Origin of the sequence: Celeribacter sp. (assembly GCF_048270365.1) — a bacterium.
Classification (GTDB): domain Bacteria; phylum Pseudomonadota; class Alphaproteobacteria; order Rhodobacterales; family Rhodobacteraceae; genus Celeribacter.
In genome coordinates, this window is sequence record NZ_JBLWTA010000002.1 from 68,965 (window position 1) to 81,954 (window position 12,990).

Genomic DNA, 12,990 nt, shown 5'->3' on the forward strand with positions numbered 1-12,990 from the left:
CTGTCATCAGTTTTTCAAAAAACGCACGCGAAAGACAAAATACCTCTTGCGCCCCCCGCCGGGATTTCATAGATACGCGCTCACACCAAGCGCGGTCCGTTCGTCTATCGGTTAGGACGCCAGGTTTTCAACCTGGAAAGAGGGGTTCGATTCCCCTACGGACTGCCACTTTTCTCCCCGAAAATCGACGCTATGAAGGCACAGCATATGCTGCGCTTCTGCACGCAAATGCGCCCATTCGATACACAGGCTTTGAACCGCCCGTGGCGGTTCAAATGCGGAAAATCGGTTGAAGAAGCCGCGGCACGAAGGAATTGAAGCGCAAAGGCGCATCGGTGGCCGCGAGGCAGATACAGGGTGGGCCTGCATCGGCAATCGGTGTGTGCTCCAGCTCCTGATCGGCCAATTCGACATCGCCGACACCGAACCAACCGGTTTCGTCGCTGAAACTGCCTTGTAGCACCAGCGTCATTTCCAAACCGTTGTGCCCGTGATCCGGCACGGCCTGCCCCGGTGGAATATACAATAGCCGCACGGAGCCTTCGGCATTGCCCGACAGGATGCATTGGCGCACACCGAGGCCCAGCGATTTCCACTTGGGCGCACGACCTTTCAAGGCCGCCATGATCGGTCCGGGGTAAACGCCGGAACGTTTGTGAACCGGCTCATCCGCCACGGGCGCGTCCAAAAGCGCCAATACATCGGATTTCAACGCCTCGGACACAGCCGCCGCGTCAGCAGTCTCAAGCACCGCGCCACCCAGCGCCTGATGCGCCTCGTAGCTTGCGCGGCACTCCAGACACATCGACAAATGCGTCGCCACAACCAAGGCGTAGGGCTCCGGCAAGGACCCGGTCGTGTAGGCCGCCATCAAGGCGTCGGGGATATGATGCGTGATCTCAGTCATCTGTCCGCATGTCCTTCAATTCATGGCGCAATCTCTCCAACCCCAGACGAATGCGGGATTTGATTGTGCCAAGCGGCAGGCCGGTCTGCGATTTGATCTCCTGATGGGTCAATTCGCCCAGATAGGCCTTTTCTATCATCTCGCGCTGGTCCGGCTTCAACCGACCGAGCGCCTGTCGCAATTCAGTGGCTTCCTGTTCTAAGCCCACCACCTGACTGGCGTCAGGCACGCTGCCCTGATCCTCATAAAGCTCTTCGGGTACGGGGCGGTTTTCCTTTCGGATCACATCGATCTGTCGATTTCGCGCAATTTGGTAAATCCAACCGGACACCTGCGCACGGCCCGGATCGAACAGATCCGCCTTCCGCCAGACCGTCAGCATGACCTCTTGCACGACTTCCTCGGCTTGCCCGCCGCCCATGCCGGAGCGCATGATAAATCCTTTGAGCCGGGGCGCGAAATGATCGAAAAGTGCCGAAAAAGCCGCCTTGTCCCGCTGATCGCGCACGGCGAGCATCCAAAGCGTTTCCTGTGAGAACGCCGCCGTATCAGCGGTGTCGGGATCGGGCGAGGTCACATGTGTCATGGTCTTGCGCGCCCTTTCCTCGCACCCGCCCGACGTGATCGACGGAGGTGGGCGCTGGTGGCCCCTGCGAGATGTCGCGGGATAATCTGTGCTTGCAACCAACATAGTCTTTTTACGGGCGCAAAAGAAAGTCGGATCATTTTCGATCTATTTTTTGATCTATTTTTTTCGGGCGCCCGTAATCCCTTTAAAACAAGCGGCAAACCAGAGCGGAGTCCCCGATGTCATTCGATGCCCTTCCTTTCGAGCCTCAGCGTTCCGATCCAGGTGCTGCGCGTGTTGCCATCATCGGCGGCGGCATCTCGGGTCTGGCTGCGGCCTACCTTTTGGCACCGACCCATGCGGTGACGCTGTTCGAGGCCGCGCCGCGTCTGGGCGGTCATGCCCGCACCGTGATGGCCGGCCTGAACGGCGATCAGCCGGTCGACACCGGGTTTATCGTCTTCAACTACGCCAATTACCCGCATCTGACACGCATGTTCATGGACCTCGACGTGCCGGTGATCAAAAGCGATATGAGCTTTGGCGCCAGCATTGACCAAGGCCGGATCGAATATGGCCTCAATGACCTCACGGCGCTGACCGCCCAAAAGCGCAACCTCGCGCGGCCCGGCTTTGCCCGTATGATCCGCGATATTCTGCGCTTTAATGCCCGCGCGGAAGAGCTTGCCAAAGACGAGACGCTGACCATCGGCGCGTTGATGGATGAGCTGCGCTTGGGGGAATGGTTTCAACGCTTTTACCTGACGCCCTTGTCAGGTGCGATCTGGTCGACACCGCCGGATCAAATCCGCGCCTTTCCGGCCCGCGCTCTGGTGCAGTTCTTCCGCAACCATGCGCTTTTGAGCACCTCGGGCCAGCACCAATGGTGGACCGTCGAGGGCGGCAGCCAGTCCTATGTCACGCGCCTTGAGCATCACCTGCGTGGGCAGGGTGTGGCGCTTCGTCCCGGCACGCCGGTTCAGGGCGTCACCCGGTTCGGGACGCAAAGCTTGGTGCACAGTGCGGCGGGGCCTTTGGAGCCCTTCGATCATGTGATTTTCGCCTGCCATTCCGATCAGGCCCTGCGGCTTCTGGACCGTCCGACGCAGGCGGAACAAGCGACACTTTCGGCCATGCGGTTCCAAGACAATGAGGTGATCCTGCACCGTGACACCACGCAGATGCCGATGCGCAAAAAGGTCTGGTCGAGCTGGGTTTACAAGGCCGACACGACGAAAACGGAAACCGCGATCGGCGTCACCTATTGGATGAACAAGCTGCAAAATATCCCGGAGAGCGATCCGCTCTTTGTCTCTTTGAACCCCGCCCAGCCAGTGCGCGATGAGATGATTTACGACCAGACGACGTTTCGGCATCCGGTCTTCGACGGTCCGGCTTTGGCCGCGCAAAACCGCTTGGCCGAGATGCAGGGCGAGAACAACACCTGGTTTGCGGGCGCCTACACGCGGCACGGCTTTCACGAGGACGGCTTTGCCAGTGCGGTGCGGATCAAACGCCTGATGGAAAGCCGCATGAACCGCGATCTGGAGCGCTCCGTCGCATGACCACCGGGAAAAGCATACCGCATCACATCCCAGCGGTGACGATGCACAAACGCAGAGGCGCCGTGAGCCATGGGTTTCGTTACGGCGTGGATTATGTGCTGATTGAACCAGAGGTGGATCAACCGACGCCTCTTTTGTTTTCGCGCAATCGGTTCAACCTGTTTTCCGTCCATGACATCGACCACGGCGGTCCGCTCAAACAGGGGCGCGGCGCGGTCTGGGCGCGCGAAGTCATGGCCGATCATGGGCTCACCGACCCCGACCTCAAACTCTACCTTCTGACTCAGCCGCGTTTTCTTGCCTATGTGTTCAACCCGGTGAGCTTTTGGCTGATATATCGCGGCACCGGCCTGATCGCTGTGATCGCAGAGGTCTCGACGCCTTTCGGCGACCGGCACTCCTATTTTTGCAACGACGGCAATTTCGCCCCGATCACGGTGAAAACGCGTCTGGAAAAACCCAAAGCCCTACACGTTTCGCCCTTTCAAGAGATCAAGGGCGGTTACGAATTCGGTTTTGGCGTTCTGGGCGATCAAATCGCCATCCGCATTCTGCATCGCAACGGCGAGGAGGGCGTCATTGCGACACTCTCCGGCCCGCGTCAGCCGATGACCAATCTGGGCTTTGTCAAAGCTGCGCTCCGCCGCCCGCTGGGCGCGCTGCGCACGATCATTCTGATCTATTGGCAAGCCCTGCGCCTGAAACTCAAAGGGGCGACCTACCGCACCCGCCCAACACCGCCCGAACAGGAGGTCAGCTGATGTTGTTCCTTACCAACCGCGTGAAACGCGACTTCTTAGACACCTGCGCCCAGATCAATGTGGGCAGTTTGCGGCTCCATACGCCCGAGGGAGAGATTTTTGATTTTGGCCGCGGCACCCCCGCCGCCGAAATGCAAATTTACGACTGGTCGGTGGTGACCGCGATTGCCGCGCGCGGCGATATCGGTTTGGGCGAAACCTATGTTGCGGGGCTTTGGGATACGAGTTCGGTGCAGGATCTGACCGAAATCGCGCTTCGCAACCTCTACCAGTTTCGCGGTTATGCCTATGCAGGCTTTTGGAACACGCTGAAATACCGGGTCGTGAACCGTCTGATGCGCGCCAATACCCCGCGCGGCGCGGCCAGGAATATTCGCGCGCATTACGACGTCGGCAACGAATTCTATCAGCTCTGGCTCGACGACAGCATGACCTATTCCTCGGCGCTGTTTGCGGGCGATCAGACCGATTTGGCGACGGCTCAAGCGCAGAAATACGACCGCATTCTCAACCATTTAAAGGGCGAGCGCGTGCTGGAGATCGGCTGCGGCTGGGGCGGGTTTGCCGAACGCGCGGCAGAAGCCGGGCACCATGTGACGGGGCTGACGATTTCTCCTAGCCAAAAAGGCTATGCCGACGCGCGCCTCGATGGACGTGCCGAAATTCGCCTTCAGGACTACCGCAAAACCCAAGGCCGCTTTGACCATATCGTCTCCATTGAGATGATCGAAGCCGTGGGCGAAACCTATTGGCCGACCTATTTCGCGACCCTCAAAGCACGGCTCAATGAGGGCGGGCGCGCCATGGTGCAGGCCATCACCGTGCCAAACAGCTATTTCGAAACCTATCGCAAAAGCGCCGATTACATTCGCCAACATACGTTTCCGGGCGGCATGTTGCTCAGCGACCGGGTGATCTTTGATCAGGCCGCGAGGGCTGGCCTCAAGGTCACGGATCACTTTGCCTTTGGTGAAGATTACGCCCGCACCTGCGCGCTCTGGGATCAGCGTTTGTCGGCGCAGACCGCGCGGGTGAAACGTCTCGGCTATGGCGAGGCGTTCCTGCGCAGTTGGCGGTTCTACCTCGGCATTTGCGCCGCCTCCTTTGCGGCGGGTCAGACCGATGTCGTGCAGGTGGAGCTGCGCCATGCCTGACGCCCCTGAACGCATATGGATCATCGGCGCCTCCGACGGCATTGGCGAAAAGCTGGCCGAGGCCTATGCGGCGACGGGCGCGCATCTTATTCTCTCGGCGCGCTCCGAGGACAAGTTGACCGCCTTGGCCGACCGGCTCGGGGCCGCACATCGCGCGGTGGCGCTGGATGTGAGTGATCGGCGGAGCCTTGAGGTGGCGGCGGAAAAGATCGCCGCCATGGGCCCGCTCGACCGTATCATCCATCTCGCCGCGCTCTATGATCCCGGCAAGATCAAAGACTTGGACCCGGAGCGCGCGGCCCAGCTTGTCACGGTCAATCTCATGGGCACCTTCCACATCGCCCAGATCGCCCCGCCGTTGTTGCGGGCTGGCGGGCAATTGGCGCTCTGCGGGTCCGTCGCGGGCTATATCGGACTGCCGCAGGGTCAGATTTACTCCGCCACCAAGGCCGGGGTGATCAATCTGGTCGAAAGCCTGCGCGCGGAATTAAGCGGTCAGATCGATGTGCGCCTGATCAGTCCGGGGTTTGTCGACACGCGGCTGACAGCGCAAAACAATTTCGAGATGCCCGCCGTGATACCGCCCGAGCGCGCCGCGGAGCTCATCGTAAAAGGGCTGAATGAGCGGCGTTTCGAAGTGCATTTCCCACGTCGACTGACGCTCGTCCTCAAACTGATGCGCGCCTTGCCCTATTGGGCCTCCCTGCCACTGACCCGCCGCCTCGTTCAATAACCATCGCAACAGACGCCACCAAGGAGCACGTCATGAAACTCGCGAGCCTCTATGTTTCCACCGCCCTGATCTTTTTCGTCGTGGACGCCATCGGGCTGCGCCTGTTGATCAAACCGGTGTTCGAACGCCACATCGGCCATCTCTTCGCCGACCCCTTCCGACTGGGCCCTGCGGCACTGTTCTATCTCGGTTATGTCGCGGGTGTGTTGTGGTTCGTCTCCTGGCCCGCGCTCAAGGACAATGACCCTGTCGCGGCGCTGATCGGCGGTGTGCTGTTGGGGCTTTTGGCCTATGGCACCTATGAATTCACCAATTACGCCACGCTCAAGGATTGGTCGCTGCAACAGGTTTTGACCGATACGATCTGGGGTGGGATGTTGACCGGAATGTCGGCCTGGGTCGGTGTCCTGATTGCGCGCCATTTCAGTTGAAATCGCAACAACATGAACGCCATGCATCCATGCGAGGCAATACAGGATAATCCTGACGTCACATATAAATCTAAGGGGGAGAAGTGGCAGTCCGTAGGGGAATCGAACCCCTCTTTCCAGGTTGAAAACCTGGCGTCCTAACCGATAGACGAACGGACCGCGCTTGGTGTGAGCGCGTATCTATGAAATCCCGGCGGGGGGCGCAAGAGGGATTCTGAACAGGACCGCTATTTTCCCGAACGCAGGCTAAAACAACCGCAAGCCAGCTCATCTTTTGTCTTGCGATGTGCCCTGTGGAGCGGCCTCGACATGGGTGTCGTGATGCTCGGCCGGATCAAACAGGGTGGCTTGCGCGCGGCCTTCGTATTTCGAACTATAAAGCGCGAGATCTGCGTCATGAATCATGCCATCGGCCGTCGGCGCTTTGTAATAGTCTGTTGTGGTGATGCCGATGGAGCCGGAAATTTTGCAGAAAGTGTCCAGATAAGGCACTGGCACTTCGAGACGCGAAATGATGCGTTTCGCGGTTTGCATCAGGCGGGTGTGATCCGTGAAACGGTTATAGATCAGGATGAATTCATCACCGCCCACGCGAGCAACCAAATCGTCCGATCTGGTTTCTGCCAAGAGTATCCGGGCCACTTCCTGAAGCACGGTATCGCCGGCAGCATGCCCCAGCGTATCGTTGACGGATTTGAAGTAATCCAGATCAAGATGCATGAGGGCGAAGGGCACACGGGTCCGCAGCATCCGCTTGAGCACGTGATCCATGGCGCGGCGATTTTTGAGCCCCGTCAAAGTGTCAGTGAAGGCCTGTTCTTCGGCGGCAACCTTGGCGCCTTGAAGTCGCGCGTTCAGCTGTTTGGTTTCTTCCATCACGGCAGATTTGGCTTCGACCAGATAGAGCATCTCAATGGCCAGATCGGTATGCGCAAAATCTCCGGCGGTGAGACGATAATCCGCCACCGCATCGACGATGGAAATGCCAAACGACAGGTTCAGAATGTTGACGCCGGTGCCAGGAATCGAAGCCGCCATGCCTTTGAGGCGCGTGGTCACCCCCGTGCGGAATTTCAAATAGAGTTTCGTGTCCAAAGGAACCGGACAGTTCCCCTGCCCGCGCCCGTTGTCGCGCACGGAGAAGACCTCCGTCACATCTTTGCCAATCAACTCCTCAGCCGGACGCAGTTTCGCCAGGGTCGGCCCGATCGACAGGATCACACCCGAATCCGCGAAAATCAGGCTCATCGGCATGAAGGACAGGAAAGGCGCCGCATCGAATGTGACAGGCCGAACAACACTCATAGCTCACCTCCGATCCGCTCGGAGAGTTCGAAACTGCGCCCTTCGGTATAAGCCGCTTCTAACAGGTTGATGGTGATGATTTCCTCGCCCGAATCCATCCAGCCCTGATGTTCGAGAAACACCAAGGCACCGTAATCATCCGCCATCGCGCGCATCACGCCCACCATGGCATAGCCGAATCCCGGCATCGAACTGGAACAACTGAGCCGGAAACGTCCGTCTTCGGCATATTCGACCTTAAGTGTCGGCACCTCGAGATCCGGCAGCGCCAATTGTGCGCGCCCTTCCAATTCATTGAGAGAAAATAGAAATTCCGTGAAGTTTTCGCCACCGAACCGCAGGAGACGTCGGATCGCCTCAACATTTGGATGAGAGACAAGATAGGTGCCGAGGTCCTCAAGAAAGGTTTCCACAGGTTTGTGCAATTGCCGCGCGGCACGGCCCAGAACATCCAGAGTGATCTGGTCCGGATAGCTGAGCATCGCCTCGAAATTGTCGAACCCGAGATCCGCCTGTTCCGCGACTTTTTCCCAGGTGTCCGCACCATAGGTATCGCGCATAAAGCATTGGATCGCCCGGTTAATCATACCATGCATGGTCGCCATGCCTCCCACATTCACATGCGGGAGGTGTATCGGGCCACTCTTAAGAAATTACCAATTGCCACCCAAGCGGCTTGGATAAACTCTTAAAATTGTTCGCATTATCTCGAAAACCGGCTCGGAAAGCTGCGAATGTCAGCCCCCGATGTTACCGTCGGACAGCCACGCTGGCAGATCGGCGACACTGTCCAAAACCACCGCAGCATGATCCGCAAGCTCGGAGGCCTGCGCCACGCCCGTGAGCACCGCAACCGGGATCATCCCGGCACGCTGCGCCGCCTCCAAATCGTGCAGGCTGTCCCCCACCATGACACAGGTCTCGGGCGCCACCCCAAGCCGTTCCGCAGCCCCCAGACAGGGCCCCGGCGCAGGTTTGCCGCCATAGCCACTGTCATAGCCGATCACCACATCAAAGAGCGCGCCCAATCCCATCTGGGCCAGATGATCCTGCGCCGCCGCTTCGAAATCATTGGTGACGATGGCCATACCCAGCCCCTGCGCGCGCAACTCAGCGCAGCACTCCATGACGCCCGGCACAGGCACAGGCGCAAAATTCTCCGCGTCGGGTTCCAGCCAGCCGGTGATGTCCGCCGCGCTGTTGGTCGGGAAAAACGGCTGCAACAGCGTGACAACCTCGTCGGGCGTGCCCGCGATCACGGCGCTTTGCGGCAAGAACCGCTTTGCGGCAAGATCGATGCCAAGTGCCTCGGCCAGTGCCACCTGTTTTTGCCGGTCGGCCCCACAGCGACGCTCGATCATGGCCGCGCCCCAAGGCCCCCAACTGCTTTGGAAATCCATCAGCGTGCCGTCCTTGTCGAACAGGATCGCCTCTATCTTGCGCATCATCGAAAGGCCTCAGGTCCAGTGAATTTGCGCACCACCCGGAAGCGCCTGACGCGCCCGCATCGGCTCATGCGGATCGAGGCCCGTGGCCTGGCAACAGGCCTTCACCCATTCGTCATCCATGGTTAAGAAATCGAGAACCGCGCTCAGGATCTCAACCTCCGAGGCGCGCGCGATCAATTCCTCTGCAGTAATGCCGCTAGCCCCCAGAAAAACTGGGAAAATTTCCTCTTCTGCGGCGAGCCAGGCCAGAACTTTCAGGCCGATCACCTCGGCGGATTCTTGCTGCATCTGTGGATAACCCCTGGGTTTTGGAAACGGTTTCTTAACCTTTGTCACCGACATTCTTAACCATAGGCAACACCAGAAATACAACAGGCCGCAACAAAAGAGACCCAGTGGTTCAGCAAGACGGACATCGCAGTCACAGGCTGCGTCTCCGCCCCCGAGGCCAAAAGAGCCCGGCAGACCCGTTACAGAGGACGCGCAAAAGATATGGCAGGCAGGATTCTCATCGCTGACAATGTGCCGACCAATCGGATCATCCTGAAGGTCAAACTGTCTTCGGCCTTCTACGATGTGACACAGGCTCCGACCGGGCAGGAGGCCCTCAAGCTCGCGCGCGAAACGCGGCCGAACCTCATCATCCTTGACGGCGATCTCGGCGACATGAGCGGCTATGACGCCTGTGCGACCCTCAAGGCCGATCCGCTCACCGCGCATATTCCCGTTGCGATCATCACACCCGCGCAAAAGCCCGAAGCCAAGATCGCAGCCCTCAAAGCCGGCGCCGATGAATTCCTGTCGAAACCGCTCGACGAATTGACCCTGACCGCGCGGGTGCGTGCCCTCATGCGCGCCTCTGCCACCTCCGAAGAGCTGCGCCGCCGCAATGAAACCGCGCATGCTTTGGGCTTTTCCGAAGCCGCGAGCCACTACGCCACTCCCGGCAAAATCGCCCTCATCGGCTCCACCTCCGAGGAGGCGATGACCTGGCGTGCGGGGCTCAAGGGCATGGTGCATGACGAGATCGCCATCGAGCGGGCCGATCATCTGTTGGAATCGATTTACCACGGCAAGGTGGCCGATCTTTACGTGATTTCCGCTCAGGCAGGCGGGTCGAGTGAGGGGTTGCGGCTGATCTCCGATCTGCGCGCGCGTGAGACGACCCGCAGTGCCGGGATCGTCGTCGTACATGGTCCGCAGGATCGGCGCGAGGCTCTCATGGCGCTCGATCTCGGCGCCAATGACCTGATCACCCGCGGCGCCGACCCGGAAGAAATGGCCCTGCGCCTGCGCACCCAGATGCGGCGCAAGAAAGAGGCAGATCTGTTGAAGATGACGCTCGACGAAGGGCTGCGTATGGCCACCCGCGATAAGCTGACCGGGCTCTACAATCGTCATTACGCCATGCCGCATCTGGCAAAACTCGCCCGCGACGCGCGCGACAATCACCAACATTTCGCGGTGATGCTTCTGGACATCGACAAGTTCAAAACGGTCAACGACACCTATGGCCATGCCACCGGCGACGCCGTGCTGATCGATGTGGCGAAACGCTTGAGTGACAGTTTGCGCAGCATGGATTTGCTGGCGCGGTTCGGTGGCGAGGAGTTTTTGGTCTGTATGCCGATGACGACGCTGATGGAAGCCCGCGCTGTGGCGGAACGTCTGCGCGCCACGATCTGCGCCCGGCCTGCCGCCGTTGCTCCCGATGGCACACCGGTGACGGTCTCCGCCTCCATCGGCCTGGCCATGGGCGGTGCGGGGCAGCATGACATCGACACGCTTTTGGAGATCGCCGACCGCGCGCTCTATGCCGCCAAGGCCGAGGGGCGCAATCAGGTGACCCTGGGCTCCCACGCCGCGTGAAAGACCGCGCCCCCTTGAAACCCTGAACCTGCCATGCTCCAGTCACGCGATGTAACGCCCAAAGGTCAGTAGGTCATTCATGCACGCAGGTTTCACAGCTCTTCTTCTGGCGGTGGGTCTCCCCACTGCCAGCTTGGCCCTCTCCCCTCTGGAGCGCATGATCCTTGAGGAATTGTCCTGTGACGCGCCGCCTCAGTCCCTCGCCATTTTGACGGAGCTTGCCGAGGCGGAGAAAATCATCCCTGAAGTCAACATCGGCTATGACAGCCTCAGTTGCTGGAAACTGCAAGGCGGGCTCACTGTGGCCGGGATGCCCTTTGTCAGCATCTGCGCCTATGAAGAAGACCCGGCGCTGCACAAAGCGCATCCGGAGTTCTATTACCGTGGTCCGGGCACGTCGCCCGGACAGCATCTGTCACTTGGCACGTCAGAAACCGCCGAGCGCCTGTCCGATTGGTATCTGGCAACCTTCGGACCGGACAAGGTCAGCTACGCCATCAAATCGGAATGGACACTCCTTGAGGATGCGAGCGAAGTCACCTGTTCGGGCTTCCTTGCGGATCACCCCGTCGGCTAACGCACCACAGAATAAACGCCGCGCACCTCACTGAAAAGGCGAGACTTTCTCAGTCTTCACCTTGGCGCGGCGGGCCATCTCCACGCCCATTGCCGTGCGGACCACCCGGCCCACCATCGCGCGGACGTTGTGGCGGGCGTTTGAGCGCCTCGACCAGCCGATCCGCATAGGCCATGCGCTCCTCGGCACTCATCGCCTCGATCTGATCGACCACCAACCGCGCACCGATCTCCTGCCGGTCCGAGAAATTCTTTTGCTGGCGCAAAAGCAGCTCCTCGAAGGCCGCCGCGTCGAAGGGCTCGGTCTTGAGCGTCGTCACCATGGTTTCGAACATCTCGCGCACTTGGCTGCGTGCGGTTTGCGGATCCCCCGCGGACCGTCTGAACGCCCGGCCCAAAGCCCGGCGCTCCTGCGTGTCAAAGGCGCCCACAAAAGGCCCAAAGCCGAAATCACGCGCCTGAAGCGCCTTGGCCCGATCCATCCCCGCGTCCCAGCGCAACAAGGCCCCGCCGACAACCCCCAACACCGCGATGTTCAACGCCAGCGAGCCCACAAGCACGATGCGGCTCCAGCGGATGCCCTTTTTCTTGGCGGCATCTCCGGACGGGCCGGGTTGTGTCATTTTATCGCTCATGGATTACCCCTCAGACGCCAGATCGTAAAAGCTCGGCACCAGATCGTCGAGCGCATTTCCGCTTTCGCCGGTCGCATAGGTCGTGGCGCTATAGCTCGTGGTCTCATAGCTCGCGGCACTGTCCGCATAGCTGCCGGTCGCAAGTGTGGTGACGGTCATCGGCGCGCCGAGCCCGATGGCCAGCCCCGCGACACCCGCCGTCGCCAGCCCCGCAACCGCCCGCCAACCGCCAAGCGCCGCGACCATCGCCGCCACAATCGGATGGCGCTGTTTCGGGCGCAACGCATTGATCCGGGCGGCTTCTTCGGCCTCGCGGGTCGCGATCACGTCTTCGGCGTCGGCCAGAACCCGCGCCATGAGATCGCCAGACGGCAAAGGCGCAGCTTCCCGCGCCTCTTTAAAAAGCGCGTCCAGTGACATCTCCGTCAACTCGTTCCGTGTGTCGTTACGATCCGTCATTTTCGAACCCCAATATCTCGCGCTGAGAGGCCAGAGCCTTGGCCAGCGCACGTTTGCCTCGGGCGGTCAGGCTTTCCACCGCCTCGACGCTGATGTCCAGAACTTCGGCAATCTCGGGATTGCCCAAGCCTTCGATGTGGCGCAGCACCACCGCCTCGCGTTGGCGATCCGGCAAGGTGTCCAGCGCCGCCTGCAAGGCATCCACCCTCTGACGCTGCATCAGCACCGCGTCCTGAGAGGGCCGTTCGTCTTCCGGCTCGGCGATCTCGTCGAGCCCCTTCCCGCGTTTCTTGCGCAACCGGTCGGTGCACAGATTGGTCACCACGCGGTAGAGCCATGTGCTCACCTGTGCCTCGCCCTGACGCCAGTCTGGCGCGATTTTCCAGAGCCGGAGCATGGCCTCCTGGGCCACATCTTCGGCCTCCGCGCGATCTTTGAGCAATCGCGCGGAATAGCCAAGCACCTTTGGCGTAAGACGCATCGTCAGGGCGCGGGCAGCCTCCCTGTCGCCATTGCCGAAGGAAATCAGCAAAGCTTCGTCAGACACGTCATTGAGGGCGTCGAAGGGCATGGTCATCA

General features: G+C 60.1%; 16 protein-coding genes and 2 tRNA genes. 8 read left to right on the forward strand and 10 right to left on the reverse strand.

The annotated features are described in order from the left end of the window. Positions 1 to 93 precede the first annotated feature (93 nt). A tRNA-Glu gene (locus tag ACN0X0_RS02885) sits at positions 94 to 168 on the forward strand. 103 nt (positions 169 to 271) lie between these two features. On the opposite strand, the gene ACN0X0_RS02890 is transcribed toward ACN0X0_RS02885, so the two are convergent. Both ACN0X0_RS02890 and ACN0X0_RS02895 read right to left on the reverse strand, forming a co-directional pair. After that, the gene (locus ACN0X0_RS02890) at positions 272 to 907 is read right to left on the reverse strand and encodes a ChrR family anti-sigma-E factor (RefSeq protein ID WP_417277932.1); all 636 of its coding nucleotides are present in this window, start codon (positions 905 to 907) and stop codon (positions 272 to 274) included. Then, positions 900 to 1,493, reverse strand: a complete 594-nt coding sequence (locus ACN0X0_RS02895; RefSeq protein WP_417277933.1) for a sigma-70 family RNA polymerase sigma factor — start codon at positions 1,491 to 1,493, stop codon at positions 900 to 902. Before ACN0X0_RS02895 ends, ACN0X0_RS02890 begins: the two co-directional genes overlap by 8 nt. 221 nt (positions 1,494 to 1,714) lie before the next feature. Between ACN0X0_RS02895 and ACN0X0_RS02900 the strand changes: the two genes are divergently transcribed. Genes ACN0X0_RS02900 through ACN0X0_RS02920 form a run of 5 tightly spaced genes read left to right on the forward strand, consistent with a single transcriptional unit; the run spans position 1,715 to position 6,119 of the window. After that, a complete protein-coding gene (locus ACN0X0_RS02900; protein ID WP_417277934.1) occupies positions 1,715 to 3,040 on the forward strand; it encodes an NAD(P)/FAD-dependent oxidoreductase in 1,326 nt (441 codons plus the stop codon). Next, positions 3,037 to 3,801 carry a DUF1365 domain-containing protein gene (locus tag ACN0X0_RS02905; RefSeq protein WP_417277935.1) on the forward strand — a complete coding sequence of 255 codons (765 nt, stop codon included), beginning with the start codon at positions 3,037 to 3,039 and terminating at the stop codon, positions 3,799 to 3,801. Before ACN0X0_RS02900 ends, ACN0X0_RS02905 begins: the two co-directional genes overlap by 4 nt. Continuing rightward, the gene (locus ACN0X0_RS02910; protein WP_417277936.1) at positions 3,801 to 4,955 is read left to right on the forward strand and encodes a class I SAM-dependent methyltransferase; all 1,155 of its coding nucleotides are present in this window, start codon (positions 3,801 to 3,803) and stop codon (positions 4,953 to 4,955) included. Before ACN0X0_RS02905 ends, ACN0X0_RS02910 begins: the two co-directional genes overlap by 1 nt. Next, entirely contained in the window at positions 4,948 to 5,688 is a 741-nt protein-coding gene (locus tag ACN0X0_RS02915) for an SDR family NAD(P)-dependent oxidoreductase (protein WP_417277937.1), read from the forward strand. Before ACN0X0_RS02910 ends, ACN0X0_RS02915 begins: the two co-directional genes overlap by 8 nt. Positions 5,689 to 5,720: 32 nt before the next feature. Further along, on the forward strand, positions 5,721 to 6,119 hold the full coding sequence (locus ACN0X0_RS02920) for a DUF2177 family protein (RefSeq protein WP_417277938.1): 399 nt from the start codon (positions 5,721 to 5,723) through the stop codon (positions 6,117 to 6,119). Positions 6,120 to 6,203: 84 nt separating this feature from the next. Here ACN0X0_RS02920 and ACN0X0_RS02925 read toward each other — a convergent pair. The 5 genes from ACN0X0_RS02925 to ACN0X0_RS02945 form a co-directional block, all read right to left on the reverse strand. Then, positions 6,204 to 6,278 (reverse strand) — tRNA-Glu (locus ACN0X0_RS02925). Between the two features lie 108 nt (positions 6,279 to 6,386). After that, positions 6,387 to 7,424 carry a diguanylate cyclase domain-containing protein gene (locus tag ACN0X0_RS02930; protein WP_417277939.1) on the reverse strand — a complete coding sequence of 346 codons (1,038 nt, stop codon included), beginning with the start codon at positions 7,422 to 7,424 and terminating at the stop codon, positions 6,387 to 6,389. After that, entirely contained in the window at positions 7,421 to 8,020 is a 600-nt protein-coding gene (locus ACN0X0_RS02935; RefSeq protein WP_226549731.1) for a heme NO-binding domain-containing protein, read from the reverse strand. The genes ACN0X0_RS02930 and ACN0X0_RS02935 overlap by 4 nt, the downstream gene beginning before the upstream one ends. Before the next feature lie 141 nt (positions 8,021 to 8,161). Further along, positions 8,162 to 8,872 carry an HAD family hydrolase gene (locus ACN0X0_RS02940; protein ID WP_417277940.1) on the reverse strand — a complete coding sequence of 237 codons (711 nt, stop codon included), beginning with the start codon at positions 8,870 to 8,872 and terminating at the stop codon, positions 8,162 to 8,164. A 9-nt stretch (positions 8,873 to 8,881) separates the two neighbouring features. Then, positions 8,882 to 9,160 carry a DUF3572 domain-containing protein gene (locus ACN0X0_RS02945; protein ID WP_417277941.1) on the reverse strand — a complete coding sequence of 93 codons (279 nt, stop codon included), beginning with the start codon at positions 9,158 to 9,160 and terminating at the stop codon, positions 8,882 to 8,884. Between the two features lie 204 nt (positions 9,161 to 9,364). Here ACN0X0_RS02945 and ACN0X0_RS02950 point away from each other — a divergent pair, with 204 nt between their 5' ends. Both ACN0X0_RS02950 and ACN0X0_RS02955 read left to right on the forward strand, forming a co-directional pair. Continuing rightward, on the forward strand, positions 9,365 to 10,741 hold the full coding sequence (locus ACN0X0_RS02950; protein ID WP_417277942.1) for a diguanylate cyclase domain-containing protein: 1,377 nt from the start codon (positions 9,365 to 9,367) through the stop codon (positions 10,739 to 10,741). Positions 10,742 to 10,820: 79 nt separating this feature from the next. After that, positions 10,821 to 11,318 carry a hypothetical protein gene (locus ACN0X0_RS02955; RefSeq protein WP_417277943.1) on the forward strand — a complete coding sequence of 166 codons (498 nt, stop codon included), beginning with the start codon at positions 10,821 to 10,823 and terminating at the stop codon, positions 11,316 to 11,318. Positions 11,319 to 11,367: 49 nt separating this feature from the next. Here ACN0X0_RS02955 and ACN0X0_RS02960 read toward each other — a convergent pair whose 3' ends face one another. Genes ACN0X0_RS02960 through ACN0X0_RS02970 form a run of 3 tightly spaced genes read right to left on the reverse strand, consistent with a single transcriptional unit; the run spans position 11,368 to position 12,988 of the window. Then, positions 11,368 to 11,952: a periplasmic heavy metal sensor gene (locus tag ACN0X0_RS02960; RefSeq protein WP_417277944.1), complete on the reverse strand. Its 585-nt coding sequence runs from the start codon at positions 11,950 to 11,952 to the stop codon at positions 11,368 to 11,370. 3 nt (positions 11,953 to 11,955) lie between these two features. Beyond that, a complete protein-coding gene (locus ACN0X0_RS02965; protein WP_417262827.1) occupies positions 11,956 to 12,411 on the reverse strand; it encodes a hypothetical protein in 456 nt (151 codons plus the stop codon). Continuing rightward, positions 12,398 to 12,988 carry an RNA polymerase sigma factor gene (locus ACN0X0_RS02970; RefSeq protein WP_417278221.1) on the reverse strand — a complete coding sequence of 197 codons (591 nt, stop codon included), beginning with the start codon at positions 12,986 to 12,988 and terminating at the stop codon, positions 12,398 to 12,400. The genes ACN0X0_RS02965 and ACN0X0_RS02970 overlap by 14 nt, the downstream gene beginning before the upstream one ends. Between the last annotated feature and the right edge of the window lie 2 nt (positions 12,989 to 12,990).